A 24,780-nucleotide genomic window follows, 5' to 3' on the forward strand; every position below is an offset into this window, starting at 1 on the left:
CCGCGGCTGATTCAAGCCGTTTGGGCAACCCGTTTTCCATTCCCAAGGTGCAGGCTGAGAATGGCCAGCGCCGCCGGTGTCACACCCGGAATCCGCGCGGCCTGTCCCAGGGTTGCCGGACGGATGCGCGCAAACTTGTCAGCCATTTCACGCGACAGTCCCGGCAGCCGCGTGAAGTCGAGGTTTGCCGGAATGGCCACATCGGCGGCTTTGGACAGCTTCCGGGCCGTGGCCTCGTGGTGACGAACGTAGCCAGCGTACTTGAGGTCATTGACGGCAACTTCCAGTTCGGACTCGTCAAAGTCCGTCACTCCGGCCCGACGCAGGGCGGCCGCCAGATGTTCCGCCGTAACTTCCGGGCGCCGCGCCAAAGCTGACAAGCGCTGCTTTTCCCGCAGAACAATCCCGGTCTCGGCGGCAAGGGCGTCGGCTTCCCAGGAGTCCGGGCGGATGGAACAGGCTTCAAGCAGCGTGTGGCAGGTCTGGATGCGTGCCTGCCGCTGCTGGAAACGCTGGTAGTCGTCTTCACTGACCAGGCCGATGGCGTGGCCGAGTGGCGTCAGGCGCTGGTCGCTGTTGTCAATCCGCAGCAGAAGCCGCACTTCGGAGCGGGAAGTAAACATCCGGTAGGGTTCATCCACGCCTTGGGTTGTCAGGTCGTCCACGAGGACGCCAATGTAGCTGCTGGCGCGGTCGAGCACCACTGGCGGGAGACCCTTGGCCAGACGGGCAGCATTGATGCCGGCAACCAGTCCCTGGCAGCCGGCTTCCTCATAACCCGTCGTGCCGTTGATCTGCCCGGCATGGAACAGTCCCCGGATGCGCTTGGTTTCCAAAGTCGGCTTGAGTTCCGTGGGGTCGACCATGTCGTATTCGATGGCATAGCCCGGACGGATGAGTTGCGCCTGTTCGAGACCGGGAATCGTGCGCACGAGGCGTTCCTGCACCTCAATCGGGAGGCTCGTCGAAATCCCGTTGACATACACCTCGTGGGTTTCAAAGCCTTCGGGTTCGAGAAACACCTGGTGGCGCGGTTTGTCGGGAAACTTCACAACCTTGTCCTCAATGGACGGACAGTAGCGGGGCCCGATGGACTGAATCTGCCCGCTGTACATGGGCGACTTGTCCAGGTTCTCACGAATCACCCGGTGGGTTTCTTCATTGGTATAGGTGATGTAGCAGGACAGTTGGCGGCGAGTGATGGCTTTTGTCCCAAAGGAAAAGGGTGTGGGGTTGGGGTCGCCCGGTTGCTCCTCACACTTTGACCAGTCAATGGTTTTGGCATGGACGCGCGGCGGCGTGCCGGTTTTGAGCCGTCCCACGCGAAATCCGAGGCGGCGAAAGCTTTCGGCAAGCAGCAGGGAAGGCAGTTCTCCGGCGCGGCCGGCCTGGTAGGTGCGCGTACCGATGTGAATGAGGCCGTTGAGGAATGTCCCGGTACAGATCACCACGGCTGACGCGCCGAGCCGCCGGCCGTCCCACATCTCGACGCCGACGATGCGTTCCTGTTCGACCATCAAATCAATGACCTCGCCCTGCCGCAGGTGGAGGTTTTCGATGGTTTCGAGAAAGCGCCGCATTTCGGTTCGGTACAGCGCACGGTCGGCCTGCGCGCGTGGCGACTGCACCGCCGGCCCACGGCTTCGGTTGAGCATCCGAAACTGGATTCCCGTCCGGTCAATGATCCTGCCCATCAGCCCGCCCAAGGCGTCCATTTCGCGTACCAGGTGCCCCTTGGCAATGCCGCCAATGGCAGGGTTGCAGGACATCTGGGCAATGAGGTCGAGGTTGAGCGTGATGAGCGCCGTCTGGCAGCCGAGCTTGGCAGCGGCGTGGGCAGCCTCGCATCCGGCGTGTCCGGCGCCAATAACAATGACATCAAAAACTTCGTTGAACGGCATACCCTCTGGGAGCGCGGGCATCCTGCCCGTGGAACAACCTGGGAGCGCGGGCATCCTGCCCGCATGGAAACCCGTCTGAAAACAAAGGGGAGTGTACCGAGGGGCCAACCGGACTGACAACCACGCCCGGCGCGTCTCACGCCTCTCCGGGGGCCAGTTGCCGTCGCTGGAGGGTGCGCAGCACGGCATCAGTCCACAGAAGCGTCGGCGACCTTTCAGCTATCCTGAAAGTGCTGACCTGTAAACAACTGCCGTGAACGCCTGGCACGGCAGGACTGAAAACATCCTGGCCATTTCCCCGCGTTCCCGGCAGGCGAGGCGCATTCACTCTGGCCGCTCCAGTGGCGGTACGACGGCGCAGTAATCCCGCTCAAAACGTGCTGTGTAGTCACGCAGCAGTTCCGTCACCCGCTCATGGCGGTCAGAGCGCACAACCAGTCCAACGTGATACCGTTTCTTGACCCGGTACACAATTTCCGGGTCGGTAAACGAGGACGTGTCCGGGTACTCCTGACGTGCCAGGGAAAGGGCGACACCACCGTATTCCTGGCGCGTCGGCGGCAGGACATAGGGAACCTCCCCACGCCCCAGCTCAATTTTCGCCCACTCCGCCCAGATGTTGACTCCGCTGGCGGCCTCAAGCGCCTCGGCAATGTAGGCGCCGCCCACCCGACTGGCAATTTCCAGAAAATAAAACTCGCCGTCTTCGGCACTCTTGATGAACTCGGCATGCGTCGCGCCACGCCGCATGCGCAGCCCCGTAATGAGCTTGCGGTTAATGTCCAGCAGGGCAGCCCGCTCCGGGCTGTCATAGGGCAGGGTTTGGGTGGTGAAGACCCCGCCCTCGTGCGCGACACTCATCGGTGGCCGCCCATACCGGTTCACCCCGGCAAAGACGACCTCTCCGTTTTCGACCAGCGAATCCACGTGATACACATCCCCGGCAACAAATCGCTCCAGGACATAGTTGCTCGACCGCTCGCTGAGGCGGTCGCGGGCATCCAGATAGTCAATCGTGCGCCAGACCTGCTCGCTGTCGTAGAGCTTCTTGATGCCAATGGCCGAGACATCCGAGCGCGGTTTCATCACCCAGGGCGGCGGGATGCGCTTCATGTAGTCTTCCAGGTCCTGGTAGTTGAGCACGTGAACGAAGTCCGGCACCCGCACGCCAGCCTGCTGTGCTTCGATGCGCATGGCGAGTTTGTCGCGGAAGTGCCGCGCCGTCGTGCTGCCCATGCCCGGCAGGCGCAGGTGTTCCCGGATGAGCGCTGCCGTCAGTACGTCGAGTTCTTCCAACGCCACGACCGTGTGCAGCTTGCGCGGCCGCGCCAACTGCGCCACGGTGTAGATGAACAACTCCGGCGAGGCATCATTCGGCAGGGGGATCAACTCGTCGAGGCTTTCAAACGGCCAGTCCTCGTGGCGGAACTTCTCTTTCGTCACGAGAACGACCCGGCATCCCTGGCGCTTGACTTCGCGCAGGAATTCGACGCCTTTGAAATAACTCGCCAAACAGACAACAGTTCGCTCGTGATTCGTCATGGGTTGGGCCCTGACCTCTCCTGAAGCTTGGAAAAGCGACTTGAAATGGCAGCGTGTGACCGCAGGATAACCCGCCAACCCGGCCGCAGGCAATCGCCAATCTGATGAACTGTCCGGTGCAGACACCGGTCAGCTGTCATGGGTTCTCCGGGGGATAGGGTTCAACCCGGAGTGTGCCGCGCGCCGTCATCAGTTGTAACGCCGCGCCCCCGACCCCAAATCGCCCACGGGTGCGCAGCCCAAAGGGGCTGTCCGGTGGAATGTCCGCATCACGGTTGAGGGGATAGCGAATATCCAGTGGTGTGCTGGCCGCCAAAGTGACGTCAGCGGCAAAACCGCGTGGCACACTCAACACAATGTCTCCAACCCCTACCTGCAAATCCAACCCAGAACCGCGCCAGCTTCGTCCATTGAGTTCGACTCTGGCCGCGCCCGTCGCCAGTCGTCCGACCACCGTTCCGGCTACGCCGCTCAGCACAACCCGGCCGCGCTGCACGGTAAACACAATGCCGCCGTAGATGTCAGCCAACGACAGATCGCCGTCAAAAACGGCGATTTCCAGGTCCGTGTATTCCGGGACGACGACCTTGTAATCTATGCGGTAGGGCAGGCGCAGCAGCGGACTGGCCAGCCCTTCGGATACTGCGCGGCGCTCTTTGCGGGACAGGTTTTTGACAGCCGGACCCAGTGACATGAGGTGCAAACGGACATCGCGGGTGTCAATCTGGAAGCCAATCCGTTCCGCCAGAGCCGCCAACTCGGCGGACGATGCGCCTTCCACCCGAATCGTCGCCTGAACCACGAGTTCCGACCGTTTGCTGCCGGTAACGGTCAGACTGCCCTGCGGCGGAAGGGTGATTTTGAGCGCCCGGCCATACTCGAAGCGCATTTTCTGCTCGCGGACGTATTCCTGAAAAAGACGCCCGTCGTCAGTCTTTCCTTCGGCCTTGAGCGTGGCAGTGGCCGGCGGCACGGTTGGCGACGGCGGCACTTGTTGCGCCAGTGCACCTGTTTCGGGCCAAAGAAGCCAGACCAGACCAGCGCCGACCAGCCACAGCCGGCAGACCTTCCCGCCCGGCCTCATGCGGCCACCTCGGCTGAACGGACAGGCAGCAGCGCCGTAAACGCCTCGAACAGGTACGCCGCATCGTGCGGTCCCGGCGCAGCCTCCGGGTGGTACTGCACACAGAACACCGGCAGGTGGCGATGGCGGAAACCTTCGAGCGTACCGTCGTTGAGATTGATATGGGTCACTTCCAGTTCCTCCGGCAGACTTTCCGGGTCAACCGCAAAGCCGTGATTCTGCGAGGTGATTTCAACCTTGCCGGTCGTCAGGTTCTTGACCGGATGGTTGGCCCCACGATGCCCATACTTGAGTTTGAAGGTTCTGCCGCCAAACGCCAGCGCCAGCACCTGGTGTCCGAGGCAAATGCCGAAGGTGGGCAGGCGTTCCGCCAGGAGGCGCACCTCGCGGGCAATATCGGCGAGTGGCTCCGGGTCACCAGGCCCGTTCGAGAGAAATACGCCATCCGGCTGCAGGCGCAACACCTCTTCGGACGTGGTGGTTGCCGGCACAACCGTGATGCGGCAGCCGAGCGCCGCAAGATGACGCAGAATGTTGAACTTGACGCCGAAATCATACGCAACGACATGCCACCGTCGTCGTTGGTACTCCGTGGAGTCTTCAGCGGCAGCCAGCGGCCACGTGTAGGGTGCGGTGCAGGTCACGGTTTTTGCCAGAGCCGCCCCAACCATACCCGGCGCACCGGCCGCTTTGGCCACCAGGCGGGAGGCCTCGCGCTCAACCGTGGAGATGACGCCGCGCATCGCCCCCCGCTCGCGGATGTGCCGCACCAGCGCCCGCGTGTCAATGCCCTCGATGCCGACAATCCCATGCCGCTTCAGGTAATGGCCCAGCGACTCCGTCGCCCGCCAGTTACTGACCACCGACGACAGTTCCCGCACGATAAAACCGGCCACGAAGGGTTGCCGTGACTCCACATCTTCGGGGTTGACCCCGTAGTTGCCAATGTGCGGACAGGTCATCGTTACCAACTGTCCGGCATAGGAAGGGTCGGTGAGCACTTCCTGGTAGCCCGTCATCGCCGTGTTGAACACGACTTCACCCGTTGTCTCACCGGCGGCGCCGATGCTTCTTCCGTAAAACAGGCGCCCGTCTTCGAGCGCGAGGATGGCTTCCACGTCAATCCGTCTCCACGTTTGAGGCTGTTTCCGCCGCAGCGGTTGGGGATGAGTCTAGCACGCGCCGGTCAGAGGGCGGTGCGCCTGCCCTGCGTTGTGCGGCCCTGCATTGTGAGGGATGTTCTGTTTCCCACCGGTGCAGCATGGTGTCCAGCTCTGCCTGCAACCGGGCCGTTGCGGCGGCAATGTCTTCTGCCGTTGCGCCCCGCCGCACCCAAATCGGTGGCCCGTAAAACACATGCCCGACCGTGAAGGGCTTGGGAACCCGGAAGGCATCCCAGGTGTTCAGCGTCCAGTGGCGTTCCGTCACGATACAGACCGGCTGGATGGGCGCGCCACTCAAGCTGGCCAGCATCGCCGCCCCATCTTTGGCGCGGTAGCGCGGCCCTTTGGGACCGTCAATGGTGAAGGCCGCATCGGCTCCCTGCCGAATGGCTTTGACCATGGCTTTGAGCGCCGTCACGCTGCCCCGCGTCGCCGATCCCCGCGCCGCCCCAAAGCCGAAACGCCGGATGACCTCGGCAATGATGTCCCCATCCCGGCTCTGTGAGGTCATCACCACAATGCCACGTCGCTGAAAAAACAGCGTCGCAGCCAGAATCTGGTTGTGCCAGAAGGTGTAGATGATGGGTGTCGTCGGAGGCAGATGGCCGTGCAGCGGGTCGGGCAGGTCGCGCAGGTTGGACGTATCCAGGCGTATCGTCCACCCCAGAATCCGCAGGACAAGCGTTGCCAGTCCGGCCCACCACCGTGTCATGGCTCGTCGTTCGAGGCAGTCTCCGGCGGTGACTCCACGGCCAGAAGGTTCTGTTTGCTTTCGGTCAGTGGATTGGTCGTCGGGGCTAGGGGGCCGCTGTGGCGCTCCATCCGCAGGCGAATCGAGCGCGCATGCCCGTCCAGACCTTCGGCCTCAGCCAAGCACGTTATCATGTCGGCCGTTTTGACCAACCGCCCCATCGTGTAGCGGATGAGGTTTGTCCGCCGCACAAAGTCATACACGCCCAGCGGGGAGAAAAAGCGCGCCGTGCCGCCCGTCGGCAGCACATGGCTCGGCCCGGCAAAGTAGTCTCCAACGGCCTCCGCCGAGGCAGCGCCGATGAAAACCGCGCCGGCAAAGGTGATGTCCTCAGCCAAACGCTCTGGCTCAGCGGTCATGACCCCGACGTGTTCCGGCGCCATCCGGTTGACGAGCCGGACGGCCTCAGACAGGGACGCCACCAGGAAAATCGCCCCGAACCGCTCCAGCGCCGCCTCAACCACTTCCCGCCGCGAAAGGGTTGCTGCCTGATAGGCAAGCTGCTCAGCTACGGCCATGGCCAGCGTTTCGCTTGTGGTGACACAGACGGCTGCCGCCAGCTCGTCATGCTCGGCCTGGGCCAGCATATCGGCCGCCACGAGCACCGGGTCGGCCGTATCGTCGGCAATGATCACCACCTCGCTCGGCCCGGCAATGGTATCCACATCCACCACGCCGTACACCTGCCGTTTGGCCTCAGCTACATACCGGTTGCCCGGCCCGACGATCTTCGCTACCCGTGGAACGCTCTCGGTTCCATACGCCAGCGCAGCAATCGCCTGCGCACCGCCAACGGTATAGACCTCGCTGATGCCGGCCTCGATAAGCGCCGCAGCCAGCACCGGCTGGGTCAGAAAGGACTTGGCCGGAGTGACGGCCACCAGCCGGGGGACGCCCGCGACCTGTGCCGGGACGGCCGTCATCAGAACCGTCGAAGGATAGGCCGCCTGTCCACCGGGCACATAGATGCCCACCGCGTCCAGCGGCTGGATGCGGTGCATGAGCTGGACGCCATCCGCCTGCTCCATCACCCGTGTGTATTCGCGCTGGAGTTCGTGGAAGTGGCGAATGTTTTTGGCCGCCATCCGCAGCGCCGTCCGTACTTCCGCTGACACCTGCCCGGCCAGCTTTTCGAGCAGGGCCGTTTCGACGCGCACGTTCTGCGCCGACAGGGATACGCCGTCGAACTTCTCGGTCAGAGCGAACAACCCTTTGTCGCCCATCTCCCGTACCATCTGGATGATGTCTGATACCGTACGGGTCACATTCGGGTCAGCAACGAGCGTGTGACGCCTGAGAATCGTGGCAAGGCGCTCCTGCCCTGCCGCCTCATCGAGCCGAAAAACCTGCATAAGCTTCAGACTATCCTACGGAACGAAGTTCTTTGCCGGTCTCTGCGGCCGGAGCGCTTGCATCCGCTTCACGCGGCCGTCCGAACACATAGGCAATCCCCACACTCAGGAAGTACAGCGCCAGCATCGGAACGGCAAAGATCATCATGTTGGGAATATCCGAGGTTGGCGAGATAATGGCCGCCAGAACCAGGATGATCATCACGGCCAACCGCCAGATGCGGAGCAGAAACCCGGCCGTCACCAACCCCAGACGCGCCAGCACGAAGACAACTGTTGGTAACTCAAAGACAATGCCCAGGCCAAGCACGATGGTGATGATGAGGTCGAAGTATTCATTGACTTCAATCATCGGCTGGAAGTCCTTGGCCGTGTCCAACAGAAACAGACACGCCCGGGGAAAGGCGATGTAGTACCCAAAGGCCGCGCCGAGCAGGAAAAAGCCGGTTCCCAGGATGAGCACCGGGTACACATAGGCGCGCTCGTGCCGGTAGAGTCCGGGCGCAACAAAGGCATAGAGCTGATAGAGCGCAAACGGGATGGAAAAGAAAATGGCGGCGTAAAAGGCGACCTTGATATACAGGTTGAAAGCGCCCTGCACGGTATGCACCACCAACTGCCCCAGCGGATCAGGCGCGGCTGCCAGCAGTTCCGCCGAAGGCAGGGCAAAGCCCTCCGGCACGACCCGCTGCTGGATGACGAGCGTCTGGGCGGTTTCCAGGCGGCGTTTTCCCTGGGCATCCCGCGCAATTCGCGCTGGCACGGCCGTTCCCGGCGGCACGGTCAGCCCATCAATGGCGACGCCGGCCCCAAAGACATACGTCACCTGGGCGCCATCAGGTAAGTCAGACAGGCTTGGCAGTGGGGCACTGGTTCTGACCTGCGCCAGCCGCGAGGCCCGCAGGGCTTCCGCCACGGGCTTGGCCAGAAAACCATAGATGACATCGGCAAAGCCCCAGCACACGATGAAGGCAATGGCAATGAACGCCACGACATAGAACACCCGCCGCCGGAGTTCGTCCAGATGGTCGAGAAAGCCCATTGTGGCGGCAGCTTCCTCTTCTTCAGGCGGCCCGGCAAAAGGCTCGTCGGGTCTGATTTTTGGTTCATCCGCCATGGCACACACCCTGGCAGCGGCCAGCGCCTGCACGCCGGCCGCCGGACCTAGCCTTCATAGCCAATGGTCTCGACGGCTTCTACCGTCCCCGGACGGGGAACGAACACCGGGCCGGGAAACGCCACATCCGCCGGAGCTTCCACGGGCCGGAAGACCACAGCCGAAGCCGCAGAGGGGGAGACTGGTGGCGCTTCTGCCAACTCCGCCGCCGGTAATGCCTCGGCAAAGGACTCAGCGGGCGGCTGGGCTGACGATGCGGCCGCTGGGCGGACGGATGCGCGGGACAGGGACCCTTCGGCCGGCATGACTTCCGGCACGACTTCAGCCTCGGCCGCAGACGGCTCGGCCGCAGACGGGGCGGCAAGGTCAACCGAAAGGTCTGGCAGCTTCACCTTCGAGGACAAATCCCTGGTCAGGCGCAACCGCTCGCTTTCCACCTCCGCTTCCCAGGTTTGCTTGAAGTCGTCGGCAGCCCGGCGCAACTGCGCCATGATTTCTCCCAGCCGACGACCAATCTCTGGAAGCTGGCGGGGGCCAAAAATGAAAAACCCAACGAGAAAGATGAAGATGAGTTCTGGCGTGCCGATTCCAAACATCGTGTCCGTTGACGCTCCCGGCCGCAGTGGCGGCGCGTTTCCTCACTTTACCGGAGAAACCCACGCAACGCATCCTTCGGCTGGCAGGTCAGCGTGGCGGGGTTTCAATCGCCTTCAAGGTAAAACAGGCTCAGGCGCGGTACACCGTAACGTTCCCGCAGTTGCCGCGCCACGTAGTTGGCATGGGTCTGGGCATAGACGGCGGCTGACATCCCCTTGCGGTGCGCCTTGAGCGCGGCCGTGGCGGCTTGTGCGGCTTCCGCCTGGACTTCCGGCGGCGCATCCGCCTGAAGTGCAGCAAGCAGGCGGTCTTCCAGTTCGGACAAGGTCATTTCAACGGCTTCGAGATGAAGCGCCGCTTCCCCCTGCACCTGCCCGCCGAGCGTCCGAAGCTGTGCCACCACCGTTGGGAGCAACGTCCCAAGGTGCGCGTGTGGTGCATCAGGACGAATCCGGGCAGAAAGCTGCTGGTGTGCGGCTGCGAGCGCGGCGGCCGCCGTTTCCAGAAAGGCCGCGACTTTGGCGCGTGACATGCCGCCGGTTTCAGGAGCAGTGGCGGCGGCCGGCGGCGAAGCCGCCCCAACCTGGGAGGCCCGATAAGCGGTGAAAGCATCTTCGACAAACGACTGGCAGTAGCCCAGGGAACGCACGGGGCGCGGACGCCCCTTTGGCTGGCGGGACATTTTCCTCGCATGCGCTTCGCACGCCTGGGCAATGGCGCGCAGCACCACTGGCAGCGGAATGCCGGCTTTCTGCCAGCTTTCAACCAGCGCCCAGTCGAGCGGCGACAGGTGATAGGGCTTGCCACGGTGCGCCGTGAAAGCAGCTTCGATTTCGCTGAAGTAGCTGTAGTGGTTGAAATGCTTTTCAGGCAGCGCGGCCGGATCAGGCGTCACCGTGCCGGTTGGCGACGGCAAAGGCGCTACTTCGTCCGGCTCAGGAAAGGGCAGATCAAGCGCCACGTTCGGCGGAGGGGCGTCCGCCGGCAGAGGAGTGGCAGGCGGCTGGGGGCGCTTCCCCGTGGTCCGAAAGCCCAGGACGGGAAACGGAAAGGTCAGGAAGCGCGGCGGCTTTGGCGGATCACCCATGGGCGATACTCAGCCGGCAGGTCTGGCTACAGATAGCGTTTGGCGAGGACGTTGCCCTCGGCATCCAGTTCATAGTAAAGCGGCGCACCGGTGGGAATGTTGAGTTCGAGCACTTCCGCCGGCGACAGGCGATCCAGGTGCATCACCAGTGCCCGCAGGCTGTTGCCGTGCGCCACGACCAGCACGTTCTTTCCGGCCCGCAGCAAAGGCAGGATATGCGCTTCGTAGTAGGGCAACACGCGCGCCGCCGTGTCGGCCAGGCTCTCGCCGTTCGGCGGGCGCACGTCATAGCTTCGCCGCCAGATTTTGACCTGCTCTTCACCGTATTGCCGGGCAGTTTCTGCCTTGTTCAGTCCCTGCAAGTCCCCGTAGTGACGCTCATTGAGCGCCTGATCGCGTGTGGTGGGCAGGTTGGTAAAACCGGCAGTGGCGCAGACCAAGTCAGCCGTCTGAATGGCCCGCTGCAACACGGAAGTAAACAGATGGTCGAAGGTCAGGCCGGCCAGCTTCGCACCGGCAGCACGGGCTTCCTCCTCCCCCTTGGAAGAAAGCGGCACGTCCACCCAGCCGGTGAAGCGGTTTTCAAGATTCCACTGGGACTCCCCGTGGCGAAGCAGAACCAGGTAGGGCATGCGCAGCCTCGAAAGGGTTGTTCGGGTTACGGCGCACCACGTACATCAGCGCCCGACGAAGTTGGGTTTCCGTTTTTCAAGAAAAGCGCGTACGCCTTCCTCCTTGTCCTCGCTGGCAAAACACAGGGCAAACAAATCCACTTCCCGGCGTAGCCCTTCGTCCAGGCCGGAGCGGGCCGCAGTTTTGACCGCCTCTTTGGCCATGCGGAGCGCTACCGGGCTTTTCTCGGCAATTTTGGCGGCCAGCGCCATGGTTTTCTCACGCAGCTCCGCGTGGGCAAAAACGTGGTTGACCAGCCCCAAAGCGTGCGCCTCTGCCGCCGTGATCATCTCCCCGGTGAGGATCATTTCCATGGCCTTGCCTTCCCCGACAAGGCGGGTCAGGCGCTGGGTTCCGCCACCGCCGGGAATGACTCCCAGGTTGATTTCGGGCTGTCCCAGCTTCGCCTGTTCGCTGGCCACCCGGATGTCACACGACAGGGCCAGTTCCAGCCCTCCGCCCAGGCAGAAGCCGTTGATCATGGCGATGACCGGCTTGGGGAAGGTTTCCATGGCATCAAACGCCCGGCGCTGGGTCATGACTTCCCGCTGGCTGAGTGCCGTCTGCCCGGCAAACTCCCCAATATCCGCCCCGGCAATGAAGGCCTTGTCTCCGGCGCCGGTGATGACCAGTACCCGCACCTCCGCATCTGACTGGAGGGCATCGAGCGCCGCCAGAATTTCGTTTCGCGTTGCAATGTTGAGCGCGTTGAGCTTGTTCGGCCGATTGACCGTCAGCACGGCAATGCGCTCGTGTTTTTCGATAAGCAGATTTTCGTACATAGCCCTATGTCCCGCGCCCGGCTGCTGGTTTGCCTGAGCTGCCTGCGTTGTTACCTGCGTCCGGGCAGGCGATTTCCAGTGGTTTCAGTGTGGCGTGCCGAGGTCTAGTGGGCCGCGTGAGCCTGCTCTTCGAGCCACCGCTCGGCGTCAATGGCAGCCATACACCCCGTGCCGGCGGCCGTCACTGCCTGGCGATAGGTAAAGTCCTGTACGTCGCCGGCCGCAAAAACGCCCGGCACGCTGGTATGGGTCGAGCCGGGTTTTGTCAGGATGTAGCCCTGTGGATTGAGTTCGAGCTGCCCGACAAACAGGGACGTGTTCGGCTGATGGCCGATGGCGACAAACAGTCCGTCGCATTTGTAATCGAACACTTCGTCGGTCTTCAGGTTACGTAGCCGGAGACCGGTCACGCCCGTTTCCCGCTGCCCGTACACTTCTTCCACAACGGTCTCCCAGAGAAAGGTGATCTTGGGATTGGCAAAGGCCCGCGCCTGCATGATTTTCGAGGCGCGCAGCTCACGCCGCCGGTGAATGAGTGTCACCTTCGTGGCGTATTTCGTCAGGAAGGTCGCTTCCTCAACGGCCGTATCGCCGCCGCCCACAACGGCGACTTCGCGATCCTTGAAGAAAAAGCCATCGCAGGTGGCACAGGCGGAAACGCCGTAACCTTTGAGATGTTCTTCCGACGGCAGCCCCAGCCACTTGGCGGAGGCGCCAGAGGAAACGATGACGGCATCGGCTGTGTATTCGTCATCCCGCGACCAGACCCGGAAGGGGCGGGTTTTGAAATCCACGGCCGTTACGTTGCGCGTCAGGATTTCCGTCTCAAAGCGCAAAGCCTGGGCGCGCATGTTGGCCATCAGCTCCGGGCCCAGGATGCCGTGCTGAAAGCCGGGATAGTTGTCCACATCGGTCGTAATCATCAGTTGCCCGCCGGGGATGTTTTCCGGGCCCTCGCCTTCAAAAAGCAACGGCTTCAGGTTGGCTCGCGCGGCATAGATGGCGGCTGTAAAACCGGCCGGCCCCGAGCCAATGATGATGACTCTGCGATGCTGACTTGTCACGTGGGGAACTCCTCCAGAGACCGACGTAACCAAACCACTTGGCCGGTTCGTCACAAAGTGCCCGGCATCTTATGTCTGCCACCTTTGGCACTGCAAGCTTGTGCGCCATGCACTGGCCAGACCGGCCGGCAGACAGGCGTCCAACCGACCGTCCCGGCCGGGCAATTTGACAGCCCGTGATACAGTTCCGGGTTTGATCGCCCGCTGGTCAGGGACGTGCCCCCCAAGGGCCCCGTCCAGCGGCGTATGTTCACCAGGGAGGACATCGCATGAGCTTACGTGCATCAGGTGAAACGGTACGTCGGGGGCTGCGTTTCTTTTCATTCAAGCCCTTGTTCACCTTTATCCTCGTCCTGCTGTCCATGGCCGGCAATCTGGCTGCCCGCGCCCAGCAGGGCCGCCCGACCCCGACCTCGCCCCAGACACCACAGCCGGACGAAGCATCACAGACCTCATCACCTTCAACCCCATCCGCTGAGTTGACCCTCGACCTGCCCGCCACACCACCACTGCTCGGTTCTTTTTTCCTGCGCAACGCTGAACCTTCCCCGCAGGCCGTTCCGTTTGTCGCCACGGCCTACAGCCTGAAAGGACGCACGGCGTCGGGGGAATACGTCCGGCCCGGCATTGTCGCGGCTGACCCCCGCGTGTTGCCGCTCGGCTCGGTCGTCAAGGTTCACGCCGGGCAGTATTCCGGTGTCTATCACGTCAAAGATACCGGCGGCCGCATTCGGGGACGCCACATTGACATCTACATACCCTCCACCCGCGATGCCATCCGCTTTGGGCGGCGCACTGTCCGGGTGGAAGTCATCCGTACTGGACGGCCACAGCGCACCAGACTGGGAACGCGGTAGCCGCGCTCGTCCTTTCGGGCGGTGCCTGGCAGCGCGGATGGATGAAAACCTCATCCGCGCTTTTTTATGTCGCTCCACTTCAGGTCGCTCCACAGCCCTCACCTTAAAAGCCAGCCCTGAACACACCCCATGCAGACCGGACTTGACCGCCTGTTCACCCACCACCTCGACCTGCTCCGCGACCGCCGCGTAGGACTCATCTGCAGCCCGGCTTCGGTGGATGTCATCTACCGCCACGCGGCTGACCTGTTTGCCGCCTGCCCGGATGTTCATCTGACGGCGCTGTTCGGCCCGCAGCATGGGTTTCGGGGCGAGACGCAAGACAACATGATCGAATGGGAAGGCTGGCCGCGTGATCCACGGCTGGGCGTCCCGGTGTTCAGCCTCTACGGGCAGACGCGCCAGCCAACCCCGGAGATGCTGGCCGAGGTGGACATTCTCGTGTTCGACGTGCCGGATGTCGGCACGCGCGTCTATACCTTCATCTGGACGATGGCGCTGGCGATGCAGGCGGCCCAGGCGCAGGGCATTCCGTTTGTCGTGCTGGACCGCCCCAACCCGATTGGCGGTCTCGACATCGAGGGGGCCGTTCTCGAACGTGAATGGGCATCCTTCGTCGGGATGTACCCCATCCCGATGCGGCACGCGATGACGGTCGGCGAACTGGCGCGCATGTTCAATGCCACCGAGGGTATTGGCTGCGAACTGTATGTCGTTCCCATGGAAGGCTGGTCACGGCCGCAGTGGTTTGACACCACCTGGCTGCCGTGGGTGATGCCTTCCCCGAACATGCCGACGCTCGATACCGCCACCGTCTATCCCGGCATGGTGCTGCTCGAAGGCACGACGCTTTCCGAAGGACGCGGCACGACGCGCCCGTTTGAAATCTTCGGCGCACCGTTCATTGACCCCTATGAACTGGCAGCCGCGCTCGAACCGCTCCAGTTGCCGGGAGTCCACTTCCGGCCGCTCTGGTTTCAGCCAACGTTCAACAAGTTTGCCGGACAGGTGTGCGGCGGGCTTCAGCTTCACGTACAGAACCGCAACACATTTCGCTCGTACCGCACGGCCGTCGAAATTCTCAAGGCTGTCCGACGCCTGTATCCACAGGAACGCCTGTGGCGTGAGCCGCCTTACGAATACGTCTTTGACCGGCTTCCCTTCGATGTCATTGCCGGACAGGCGCGGCTGCGGGCTGCCATTGAAGCCGATGCCGACTGGGCTGATATTGCCGCAGCAGACGAACCGGCCCTGGAAGACTTCCGCCGCCGCCGCACCGCCTATCTGCTCTATTAGCCACGGGAGCGGTGTGCCTTACTCGATACGCAGGCGTCCCCGCGCGGCAATCTGCCCACGGGCATCGAGCCGCGCCGGCGTCACCACCACGACATAGCCGCTGCCGGGCCGGTCGCAGTCATAGACAAAGCTGTAGTTCTGCTGAAAGTCGCTGCCGTAGATGACTTCCTGCGCCGGAAAGACGAACCGTTCACCCCGCTCTTCGAGTTCCAGGAACAGTCCGCTTGGATTGAGGGAAAAATGCCGGGTGAGGGCGTCCACGTGGCCGGCCCGCAGGCGGTCCCGGTAGCGCGCAATGATGTCCGAAACCCGCTGGTTTTCAAATGGATCGGGCGGGGGCAGCGTATCAGCGGCGCTGGCTTGTGGCTCGGCGGGCAGGGTTTGCGCCACAGCCATCCCGGATGACAACGCCGGCAACGGATGAGGTGGCGTCTCCGGCGAGACCAACAGCGTCGAAAGTTTGTTTTTCAGGTAGTCCACTTCGTCACGCAGCGAACGCAGGTCGGACTGAAGGGCTGTCAAATCTGCGCGCAGCGCCGTTTCGGGGGCAGGCCCGCCGGCCGCCTCCGGTCTGGAAGCGTTGTCTGGCTTGGGCGGCGCGGGTTGGCTTTCAAGCCGCTGGAGACGTGCCTGCAACGCGCTGATTTCACCTTCGAGTTGCTGCCGCTGGGTACGCAGAAGCCACCAGAACACAACGGCCACAACCACGAGTCCAACCAGCGCCACCACAAGGGTCAGCAGTGCCACCGGCCACACATCAGGAGCGGCCGCCACGGACGGGTCATCAAGCTTCCACCCGGCAGCTTTCACCGGCCAGACTTCCGGCGGCGCCCCTAGCTGCCCGGCGAAGGATGCCAACAGCCCGGCCAGGATCGCCAACCGGCAGACGGCTGGAAAGACACAGCAGCGTTTCCGAACCCAGCCCCACACCGTTCGCCACTGGCAGGCCGGTGTCGGCTCCCCCCGGCGATGCTTTTGCCGGGTTTCCAACGCGCCGGCGCACCATCCCGTGCCTGGCAAACCTGCCGGCCGCTGCCTTACCAGCCGGTCACTCATAGGTCATCGCTCCCCCCGGCGCGGCTCAGGTTCTGTCCATCTGTGGCGGCTGGTCGTCATAAAAACCAGCCCGGCGGGCCATGTCCTCAATCAAGGGATAGGGCTGGTCGGGCAGGCTCGTGACCAGTTTCAGGTCTGGGTCGGCATAGAGCACGCCGGTCACAAAGACCGAAAGTGGCGTCATCGCCGGATAGTGTCGTCCACCGGACAGGTAGCCGTTGATGGTCGGCCAGCGTTTCTCCGGGATAAGGTCCGTGTTGCCCCGCGAAGTAAACAAGGTGAGCAGCACGTCCAGCGGAGCGTTGGCCCCCGGCAGGCGGATGTTGACCTGGCGGATGTCAACGTCCGTCTCCATACCAAAACGGCGTTTGAGGTCAGCTTCACTCCAGCGGTCAAACCAGTTCACGGACTGCGGGCCATACTCCTGGGCGCCATCGCCAAGTACCACCTGCGCCAGATTCACCCCGGTAAACGGAGCCGTTCGCCGGCTGAGGTTCTGACTGGACGCCACCGCGAGCGCCCCAATCGGGACGTTGGTCTTGGCGCGACTGATGTCGCCTTCATTGAGCAGGGTCACATCGTGGATATGCAGGTCGTGCAGGCAGGCGGCAGCTTCCGGCAGCAGGCTGCCGCTGGCCCGTGTCTTGAGCCGATCCAGCAGCGTTTCGGCTTCTGCCAGCAATGCCTGCCCGGAACGCTCAAAGTCGGCAAAGAGCAGCAAACCCCAGGCATTCCCGCCCAGCACCACATGAATCCCGTGCGGCAACTGGTCTCGTCCCAGCCGGCGCTCGATGGCCGCACCGGCCGCCTGAAGAATGCCGTAGGCCAGAATGTGGCGGAAAAAGAGCTGGGCGCAAAACCGCTGGTAGGCATCGCGGTAGCTTTGGTTTTCGGGCAGGGTGGTATCGCGCTGGCGCTTCAGAATGAGGTGTTCCCGCTGCACGAAGGTTTCGCTTTTGAGTTCATTGACGCGCAGCAGATAAAAGGTGGGAAGGCTCAGATTGTGGTCACGCAGACCCGGCATGTCGCTGACATCCATTTCCATAGGCGCCGCTTCCTCATTCGGCGCCAGCAACAGCCCCAGATGACGGCGAAACACACTGGCCTTGCGCAGCCTGACGCGGGAGGACAGGTTTTGCTCGGCGGTGCGGAAAAACTGCCGTCCGGCCAACCGCAGGCTGTCCAGCACCAGGATTTCCGTCCCGCGCCGGACGGCCAGATCGGTTGTGCCGCCGCCCACGTCAATGAACAGATCGAGCCGGTCGGAACTGGGCGGCAGGTTGGCCCCGGCTGCAGCGGCAGCGCTTTCATCCACGTCAGCGCGGTAGTGGGAAGCCGCTTCAAAGTTGCGCACGCCGTGGCAAAGCCACTGGATCACCTGGATGTTCTCCCGGTTCTGCTTGTGGAACACATCCCGGTCGGTGCGGCTCATCGCCAGCGGAAAGGTGAAGGTGTAATCCGTCACCTGCGCCCGCCGGTTGAAAAACAGCTCGGCGTGGGCAAACAGCAGCAGCAGACGCAGAAACAGTGCACGGTAGGCAGAGGTCTGGGACTGTCCCCACTTGAGGTTGTCGTGCAGGTCCCAGGCATTCGCGCCACTGCCGGCCGCCAGCAGCATGCGGTTGAGACCATCGGAGTAGAGGTTGGGAATGGCGGCGGCAAACAGGTGTTCGACCGTCAGCATCTCCGGCGCTACTTCCCGCAGCGATGCAGAGCGGCGCGTCAGCAGGGTCGTCGAGAAATAGCCTTTGGCTCCGCCCCAGTTGAACGGTGCAAACCCCAGCCGGTTGGCTCCGTCGCCATTCCACAGACGCAGCGGGGCGAGAGAAAACCGCAGGGTGTCGGTCACACCACCGGCCGCAAAAGCCGCTGACGTGTTGCTCGTGCCAAAATCCACGGCGAGGTGGGCCGAAGTCGGCGTCCTTGCCCCGGCGTCCGGCAGCCGGGCGAGCCAGACAACGCCCCGCTCCACATCGCGTCCCTGGGCCGGCCACCACCAGCTCAGGGCGCGCGGACGATTCGCCCGGACCTGTCCGGTGGCATCCGCCGTTTCCTGCGGACGCAGCAGGGTGACGTATTCATCCTGCGACGCACCAAGCTCATACAGGTCGCCCAAGCGCCCGTTTTCATCCACCAACCGCCAGCGCCCGGAACGTTCCCGCAGACCCAGCCCGTGGGCCGCGTAAAAGTACCACTGCGGGTCCACCCTGGGCGGCCAGAGAGACAGAGAAGCCACGGCCAAATCCCGGGCCTCAAAGTAGCGCGCCGTCCAGGTGACTTCCCGCCCGCAGAGCTGAAACGTCCACACCACCTGCTGCCCATCAAAGGCGATGCGGGACTGCAGGCCCGTTCCGTCTTCCGCCAGCAACTCCGGGAAATACGCCAGGAACCGGCTCGTGACTGGCGCCATACACACAGAAATCCGTGAGGCATCGGTCAGTCCCTGAAGCTTGTGCACCGGATGAATGAGCGCCAGCCGCTGGTCTTCACGCGGATAATCCACCCGTCCGACGAAATCGCTCACAAAGAGACTCGCCAGGTCAACGATCTCATCCCTGGCGTCAAGCGCCAGCGTTTCGAGCCGACCGCGCACTTCGACCCCGATGGCATTCGGTCCCAGGGCGCGGTAGCTGACCGGCGAGGGCTGTCCGGGACCCAGGGCGGTTGTCATCCAGGCTGGCGGCTGAGGAAACTTGTCCACCAGGAAGTAGGTCTGCCCGCCGCGCTCATTCGGCTTGCGTAAGGGGTAGATGTCCAGCAGGTCTGTCGGTTTGGGCTGTTCGCGTACAAGCGGCCAGGCGGCCGGGCTGGAAGCCAGCCGTGGGGCCTGGTCAAGGCCGTAGGGTGCCGGCCCGAAGGCTTCGTCACACAGCCGTTCGAGAAGCCGGCCGAAGCTGAGCGGCAACACGTCCCGTGCCAGGCAGCGCAAATGCCGGTGGCACTTGTCGCGCTCAAAGGTATCGGTCAGCAGCACGGTCTGCGTACGTGCCCAGGACAGGTGTTCACCTTCGAGATACGGGCGCAGATAGTTTTCCTGCGACCAGTGTGAACGGGCGCGCGCCGGAAAAAACACGACATCGGGATAAACTCCGCCCAGGGTTGTCGTCCCCACGCACAAAAGCTGAAACTCCCGCAACCCACCGCCCTGCGGATAGGTTGTCTCCAGCGCCGGTTGCAGCGCCGGCGGATATTCCCGCGCCAGCAGCGCCGGTGTCAGCGGTTCGGTCAGATAGGCCACGCCCATGGCGTGCAGGACGAACAGCGTCAACCACTCCCGGCACGCCAGTTCGTCGCCCTGTTCGACGGCCTGACGAAAACGATAGGCCGCTGCCCAGACCGTGGGGAGCGTCTCAAAAAAGCGGGGATTGGGGGCCGGCGGCGTGACCCGATGGGGATCAATCGGGAAAAAGGTCTGCGCCCGAAACCCGCCGACTTCGCCGAGCATGCCCTGGTTGATGAGAAGCCCCATAATTCCTCCCTGCCCTGTCCGTCTTCACACCCGCCCGGACACCACTGCGTTCAGGCGGCTGTATCCCGCTTTTGCACGAGAAACGTGTTTGACAGTTCGCCGTAGCGATAGCCCGTCCAGGCATCCTCCAGCACTTCCAGCACCTGACAACCTGCCTGGGCAATGATCCCGAAAACCCGCCGCTGCGGCAACACGTGCATTTCAACTTCCCCCAGGCGCGCCTTGGCCGTGCGCAGGTAGTCTTTGGCAACGAACGCATAGCCTTCCCGGTAGGTCGTGACCTGAAACAGCGCCACCCCACCAGGCAGCAGCGCCGACAGCAGCCCCTGCAGGATCATCCGAATCACCGGCGGCGGATTGTGCTGCAGGACAATGACGGTGTACACCGCGTGTACTTTGGGAAGGCGGACCACATCCTGTGGGTGTTGTATCTGAGAAAAGGCGATGTTGGTCAGTCCCAGCCCGTCCGTCCACTGCTTGGCCAGCGCCAGATGGGGCGCGGAAATGTCGTAGGCGTAAACCCGGCCGAAATGTTGGGCCAGCGCATGCGTCACCCGCCCGACGCCACAGCCGTACTCCAGCACAGCTTTGTCAGCCACCCCATCGGGAAAACAACCGTTGCGCCGCAAAAGATGGAGAAACTGCTCGGCATTGCCATGACCGGAGGCATAGAACCACTCGCGATTGGCAGCGAGGTTGGTCTGTTTGAATTCTTCGCTCGTCAGCACCGACCAGTGCGGCTCTTCCCGGCCGAGCTTCTGCCAGCTTGCCTGAATGTGGGCGAGCAGTCGTTCCAGTGTTGTGGCATTCACTTCATCTTCGAGCACCAGGGGAGGCTCGAAACCACTCAGGGATGGGCCACAGAGGATGCGCTCACGCTCCCGAAACTCCCGGCAGCCAAAGAATGCCTGCCGCAGACTCGTCAGGTCCGGGTAATGCAGATGGGCTGGGATGTCTTCGGGCAACGGCTCCCGCCCCAGAATCAACCGGTACGCCCACCGTACAGCTTCCGGGGTGACTTCCGAGGGCAACGGCGGAGCCGGCTGGGAGGGCTTGGTGTCAGTGGACATCATTGGTGTGTGGGAAAGGGCTTCAAATTGAAAGCTGTCTGGGAATCTGCGGCTGTCGGTCAGCACCCGGTTGAAGTTGTTTCTGCCTGCCTCACGGCCCACCACGGAGACGCGCTGCATCGCCCGTACCGGGTGGCACCACAACTAGCTGGCCGCCCCGGTTCGGGCAAAGACATTTGCCCAGACGAGCCGGGCATAGTCGCCGCGTTTGAATTCCGGCGGCGGTGTCCAACCGTAGAAGTCAAACGAGGTCAGTTCCACCTTCACCCGTCCAAAGCGCAGGGCTTCCTGGGGGGCATTGTCCGCCGCCAGGCCAAACAACCGCGTCCGGCGCTTCATGCGCTCGATGACGGCACTTTCCACCCCCGGTGCAATGAGTTTGTCCAGGTCGGCGCGAATGTCGGGACTCCAACCCATGGTACGGTCGGGCGAGACCATATCCACCATGATTTCGCGGATGAGGTCGAGCGCCAGCCGATAGGCCAGCCGGTCCCGCTCCTGCCGCGCCGGATCAAGTTGGTAGAGGTGACGCAGCCCGCCCGGATCGTCACTCCAGCCACGGGCATCGGCATCCCATTCAATCTGGTATTGCAGCAGGTGGACGAGTACGGCCGTGGACAAAAACACCTTTTCGGCATCCACCGGCTGTCCCCCGACCATATAGACCGGAAGATCGGCCAGCCGCAGCACACTTGGCGACATATCTTTCGCACCCGAGGCCAGACTGTAGGACTGCCCGCTCCCCACGCGATTTCCGGCAAAGTAGTTGAGGGCGGTGATCGCGGCGGCAACTTCGGTGGCGTTGAGGGGATTGCGTTGGGTCTGCCCGCCGTTGCTCCAGCGCTGAAGGGCGTCCGGCTGGGCTTTTCCAATGAGGTAGAGTTCGTCGAAGGTCGGCGCCAGAATGTCGCGGTAATAAACCAGACTGTGACGTGAACGCAGGGTCAGGTCCTGAGGATCGGCATAAAAACCGGTCAGCACCTGCCGCGCCAGCGCCACGCGCTCTTCCTCATTGAAGACAGCAAAGGCTTCGTGCGTGGCAAACTGCTGCGCCATCCGCCGGGCTTCTTCATTCACGTAGCGCGCGTCGGACTGCCGGTCTTCGGGAAGCGGACTGAACGGCGGCGGCGGCGGCAGGAAGTAGGGCATCAGCAGACAGCCGCCGATGCTCCAGTTGAGGTTGCTGCGCTGGCGCTCGCGGGCCAGAAACTGTCCGATGACCGGCAGCGCACAGGCACCGGTGCCGCCATAGACGCTACCGCAGATGAAGAAACGCACTTGGGTTTGCTTGAGCGTGTTGAAGTCAATCTGACTTCCGGCCGGTGAGTTGCGGTCCATCAGCGACGCCGCAAAGGCCGCAATGACGGGCGAACCGATGAAAGGTTTTTGATAAAAGCCCCGGTTGATTTTCACATCCAGGTCCTTGTCCTCGTAGAAGGCGTGGAGCAGAGGCGTCCCGTCCTTCTTGCCCGGAAACTGGCCGAGCAACTCGCGCAGGGTCGAAATGGGTTTGTCGAAGCCGGGCAGTGCCAGCGGGTCAAAGTCCCGTACCTTGGTGTTGACCGTCATCGCCCACGGGCTGGCCGCCAGCGGCTGGGCGTCCAGCGGCGGCGGCTCGCCGTTGCCGTCCTGCATCAGGTGCTGAATTTGGCGATAGCGGCGCAACGTCTCGTTCAGGACGGTGAGCGCACCGGCGCTGCGGTCGGGGTCAATGCGCCAGATTTCGAGTTCGTCACTGGCGCTTGTGGGAAGGTTGCCCTGCATCCGCGTCGGAAAGCCGATGGCCAGCAGCCGCACGAGCGCATCAGCGACGCGCGTTCCATTCCCACCGGTCACGATGATGATGTTTTTCATGACACAGGCCCCCGCATCTCAAATCAGAACGTCCCCGGCACAGTTCTCACCGTCGCCGGGGATAGAGATCACGCCGCCACGGACTCACTGCATGAGCCAGCAGCATCAGGAACGCATAGAACAGAATGCCAAAGACCATCCCGACCATCAGACCATAGCCGCCGATGATGTTGGCGTTGGACACGACGAACTTCCAGCCAATGAAACACAGCACAATGAGCGGGATGAACCCCAGGCAGACAAAGCCAACGGTTTCTCCCAACGACCAGTTGCGGGCCTGTGGGTTGGGCGCACTTTGCTTGCGGAGAAACTTCACCCCCAGCATTCCCAACGTGCACAGCAACCCGGTAGCGACAAGGTAGAGAAACCACTTGTCACCAACCACCTGCCACTCGCTGTCGCTCGTGTCGCTGACGAAATACTGGATGAGTTGTTCCGGCAGCGCCAGATGATAGCCAGTCAACCCAAACCATGGCTGTTGAATGTATGCTGCACCGAACTCCATAACGACTCACCCCAATATCGAAAATGCCGGACATCCCTCACTTGGGGCCAACGGCCAGGTAGATGTTGGCCACCATCTGGTTGCCCACCGGCGACCGTTCCCAGGTTCCCTGCCAGGTTGCCAGCAGATTGTAGGTGCGATTGGCCTGTGCAGCCACGCGATCATCGCGGGTGTTCCACTGTTCCAGCCAGGGCGGCAGGCGCTTTCTGGGGTCCAGGCGTCCGGTCAGGCGAAAAATGCGCCAGACCGGTGTTTTGGTTTTGCTTTCCCAGGTCGGCTGAACGGTCATCACTGTCCCTTGGGGCCCGACCGTTACCTGCAGATCGTCCAGCCGGGGATAGGCTTTGCCCGGCTCTTCCTGCGCCGGATACACCGGCGTGAGTTCCCACGTCACCAACTCCGCAAGCTGTGCAGCATCGGCTGTGTTCGTCGCCGCCTCAGACCACTGCGGCGCAATGGTGATGGACAGGCGGCGGTTGTTTTCCCGGCCAATCTGCACGTTGAACGATGGCAACGTCTCCGACTGTTTGTGTTTGATCCTGGCCACGCGCGGCCCCAGCCCCGCGCCGGACGCCGCGCCGGCCACCTCGACCTGCGGCGGCCCGGCAACAAAACAGGCAGACAAGGGCAGTTCGTGAATTTCCGGTTTGCTTTCAAGCTTGCGCAGCTCGCGTCGCAACCGCGCCACATTGTTGTCGTGCTGGCTGGCATCGCTTGAAAACACGAGCAGGTAAAACGGCCGCCAGGTCTGCCTGTCCTCTTCCGTCCGGTACGTAATAACCTGTTTGCGGTCCAACTCTGAGAACACTCTGCCGTCGAATTGGCTCCGAATGCCAAAGAGCGTGGCCTGCCAGGGCGGGTTTCCGTCACGGCCGGCCAGGAGTTTGAGACATTCATCCCGGAAGGCCACCGACAGCGTCGTGCCAATGGACTGCACACCATCCGTGACGAGCACGTGCATGCGCGGCGGCGGGCCCTTGGGTTTGCCTTCCAGATTGACGGAAAAACTGCGCACCGCCGCGGCCAAATCCGTATCGGGCAGGTTGTAAAACGCTTCCGTGTCCGGGGTTGGCGTCAGAGCAGCCCACGGGCGAGGCGGTTCGACCACACCGCCCACCCTGCGGAACTGAATCCTCATGGGCGGCTCAAACAACGGGCCGATTTCCGTCAGCAGGCGCAGGGTTTCGCGGTAGGCGCTTGCGCCCCGCTGATTCAGATAACCACGCATGCTGCCGCTGCCGTCCAGATACACAATCAGGTCATCACTGGCCAGCGCTGCGCCCGACGCCGCACACACCGGCTGGTCAAGACCCGCGAGGGCATTTTTTTCAATCAGTTCGTTCCAGCGTGGCGGAGGCGTTGCACAGCCGCCAAGCATCCCCAAAAAGGCGCTCAGGAAAAAGACGCATCCGACTCTCCAGCGCCACTCAGGCCGCCGGTGCTTCAGCGTCAGTCGTATCTGTCCTTGGAACATGAGGTTATGTCTCACGGTAGCCCTGCCAGGTCGGCAGCCACGGAAAACGCCTCGTCAGCGGTTGTCGGGCAAAACTTGGGACAAATA

Annotated in this window: 20 protein-coding genes; 2 read left to right on the plus strand and 18 right to left on the minus strand. The window is 62.8% G+C overall.

Annotation, left to right across the window (positions count from 1 at the left end):
• Positions 1-11: 11 nt before the first annotated feature.
• The 12 genes from mnmG to trxB form a co-directional block, all read right to left on the minus strand.
• Positions 12-1,901 carry a tRNA uridine-5-carboxymethylaminomethyl(34) synthesis enzyme MnmG gene (gene mnmG, locus CABTHER_RS09845; protein ID WP_014100491.1) on the minus strand — a complete coding sequence of 630 codons (1,890 nt, stop codon included), beginning with the start codon at positions 1,899-1,901 and terminating at the stop codon, positions 12-14.
• A 324-nt stretch (positions 1,902-2,225) separates the two neighbouring features.
• On the minus strand, positions 2,226-3,443 hold the full coding sequence (locus CABTHER_RS09850) for an ATP-grasp domain-containing protein (RefSeq protein WP_014100492.1): 1,218 nt from the start codon (positions 3,441-3,443) through the stop codon (positions 2,226-2,228).
• 136 nt (positions 3,444-3,579) lie between these two features.
• Positions 3,580-4,527, minus strand: a complete 948-nt coding sequence (locus CABTHER_RS09855) for a DUF4097 family beta strand repeat-containing protein (protein WP_014100493.1) — start codon at positions 4,525-4,527, stop codon at positions 3,580-3,582.
• On the minus strand, positions 4,524-5,645 hold the full coding sequence (gene carA, locus CABTHER_RS09860; RefSeq protein ID WP_014100494.1) for a glutamine-hydrolyzing carbamoyl-phosphate synthase small subunit: 1,122 nt from the start codon (positions 5,643-5,645) through the stop codon (positions 4,524-4,526). The genes CABTHER_RS09855 and carA overlap by 4 nt, the downstream gene beginning before the upstream one ends.
• 1 nt (position 5,646) lies before the next feature.
• Positions 5,647-6,402, minus strand: a complete 756-nt coding sequence (locus tag CABTHER_RS15920; protein WP_014100495.1) for a lysophospholipid acyltransferase family protein — start codon at positions 6,400-6,402, stop codon at positions 5,647-5,649.
• Positions 6,399-7,793, minus strand: a complete 1,395-nt coding sequence (gene hisD, locus CABTHER_RS09870) for a histidinol dehydrogenase (protein WP_014100496.1) — start codon at positions 7,791-7,793, stop codon at positions 6,399-6,401. The genes CABTHER_RS15920 and hisD overlap by 4 nt, the downstream gene beginning before the upstream one ends.
• A gap of 10 nt (positions 7,794-7,803) precedes the next feature.
• On the minus strand, positions 7,804-8,910 hold the full coding sequence (tatC, locus tag CABTHER_RS15925; protein WP_148264019.1) for a twin-arginine translocase subunit TatC: 1,107 nt from the start codon (positions 8,908-8,910) through the stop codon (positions 7,804-7,806).
• A 47-nt stretch (positions 8,911-8,957) separates the two neighbouring features.
• Positions 8,958-9,506 (minus strand): twin-arginine translocase TatA/TatE family subunit, encoded by a 549-nt coding sequence (locus tag CABTHER_RS15930; RefSeq protein ID WP_014100498.1) that lies wholly within the window; start codon positions 9,504-9,506, stop codon positions 8,958-8,960.
• A gap of 104 nt (positions 9,507-9,610) precedes the next feature.
• Positions 9,611-10,594, minus strand: a complete 984-nt coding sequence (locus tag CABTHER_RS09885) for a hypothetical protein (protein ID WP_014100499.1) — start codon at positions 10,592-10,594, stop codon at positions 9,611-9,613.
• Positions 10,595-10,620: 26 nt separating this feature from the next.
• Positions 10,621-11,226: a 2,3-bisphosphoglycerate-dependent phosphoglycerate mutase gene (locus tag CABTHER_RS09890; RefSeq protein ID WP_014100500.1), complete on the minus strand. Its 606-nt coding sequence runs from the start codon at positions 11,224-11,226 to the stop codon at positions 10,621-10,623.
• 45 nt (positions 11,227-11,271) lie between these two features.
• On the minus strand, positions 11,272-12,048 hold the full coding sequence (locus CABTHER_RS09895) for an enoyl-CoA hydratase/isomerase family protein (RefSeq protein ID WP_014100501.1): 777 nt from the start codon (positions 12,046-12,048) through the stop codon (positions 11,272-11,274).
• A gap of 104 nt (positions 12,049-12,152) precedes the next feature.
• Entirely contained in the window at positions 12,153-13,112 is a 960-nt protein-coding gene (gene trxB, locus CABTHER_RS09900; RefSeq protein ID WP_014100502.1) for a thioredoxin-disulfide reductase, read from the minus strand.
• A 269-nt stretch (positions 13,113-13,381) separates the two neighbouring features.
• On the opposite strand from trxB, the gene CABTHER_RS15935 reads away from it, so the two are divergent.
• Both CABTHER_RS15935 and CABTHER_RS09910 read left to right on the plus strand, forming a co-directional pair.
• On the plus strand, positions 13,382-13,969 hold the full coding sequence (locus CABTHER_RS15935; protein ID WP_014100503.1) for a 3D domain-containing protein: 588 nt from the start codon (positions 13,382-13,384) through the stop codon (positions 13,967-13,969).
• Positions 13,970-14,098: 129 nt separating this feature from the next.
• The gene (locus CABTHER_RS09910) at positions 14,099-15,265 is read left to right on the plus strand and encodes an exo-beta-N-acetylmuramidase NamZ family protein (RefSeq protein ID WP_014100504.1); all 1,167 of its coding nucleotides are present in this window, start codon (positions 14,099-14,101) and stop codon (positions 15,263-15,265) included.
• A gap of 18 nt (positions 15,266-15,283) precedes the next feature.
• Here CABTHER_RS09910 and CABTHER_RS09915 read toward each other — a convergent pair whose 3' ends face one another.
• The 6 genes from CABTHER_RS09915 to CABTHER_RS09940 all read right to left on the minus strand — a co-directional run bounded on the left by CABTHER_RS09915 (position 15,284) and on the right by CABTHER_RS09940 (position 24,708).
• Positions 15,284-16,321, minus strand: a complete 1,038-nt coding sequence (locus CABTHER_RS09915) for a hypothetical protein (protein ID WP_148264020.1) — start codon at positions 16,319-16,321, stop codon at positions 15,284-15,286.
• Positions 16,322-16,346: 25 nt separating this feature from the next.
• Complete coding sequence (locus CABTHER_RS09920) at positions 16,347-19,790, minus strand: rod shape-determining protein (RefSeq protein ID WP_014100506.1); 3,444 nt, start codon at positions 19,788-19,790, stop codon at positions 16,347-16,349.
• 50 nt (positions 19,791-19,840) lie between these two features.
• Complete coding sequence (locus CABTHER_RS09925) at positions 19,841-20,863, minus strand: class I SAM-dependent methyltransferase (protein WP_211431820.1); 1,023 nt, start codon at positions 20,861-20,863, stop codon at positions 19,841-19,843.
• A gap of 141 nt (positions 20,864-21,004) precedes the next feature.
• Positions 21,005-22,714: a hypothetical protein gene (locus tag CABTHER_RS09930; RefSeq protein ID WP_014100508.1), complete on the minus strand. Its 1,710-nt coding sequence runs from the start codon at positions 22,712-22,714 to the stop codon at positions 21,005-21,007.
• 46 nt (positions 22,715-22,760) lie between these two features.
• Entirely contained in the window at positions 22,761-23,219 is a 459-nt protein-coding gene (locus tag CABTHER_RS09935) for a hypothetical protein (RefSeq protein ID WP_014100509.1), read from the minus strand.
• 37 nt (positions 23,220-23,256) lie between these two features.
• Positions 23,257-24,708 (minus strand): hypothetical protein, encoded by a 1,452-nt coding sequence (locus tag CABTHER_RS09940; RefSeq protein ID WP_148264021.1) that lies wholly within the window; start codon positions 24,706-24,708, stop codon positions 23,257-23,259.
• Positions 24,709-24,780 lie beyond the last annotated feature (72 nt).

The sequence above is a fragment of the Chloracidobacterium thermophilum B genome (genome assembly GCF_000226295.1).
GTDB lineage: Bacteria > Acidobacteriota > Blastocatellia > Chloracidobacteriales > Chloracidobacteriaceae > Chloracidobacterium > Chloracidobacterium thermophilum.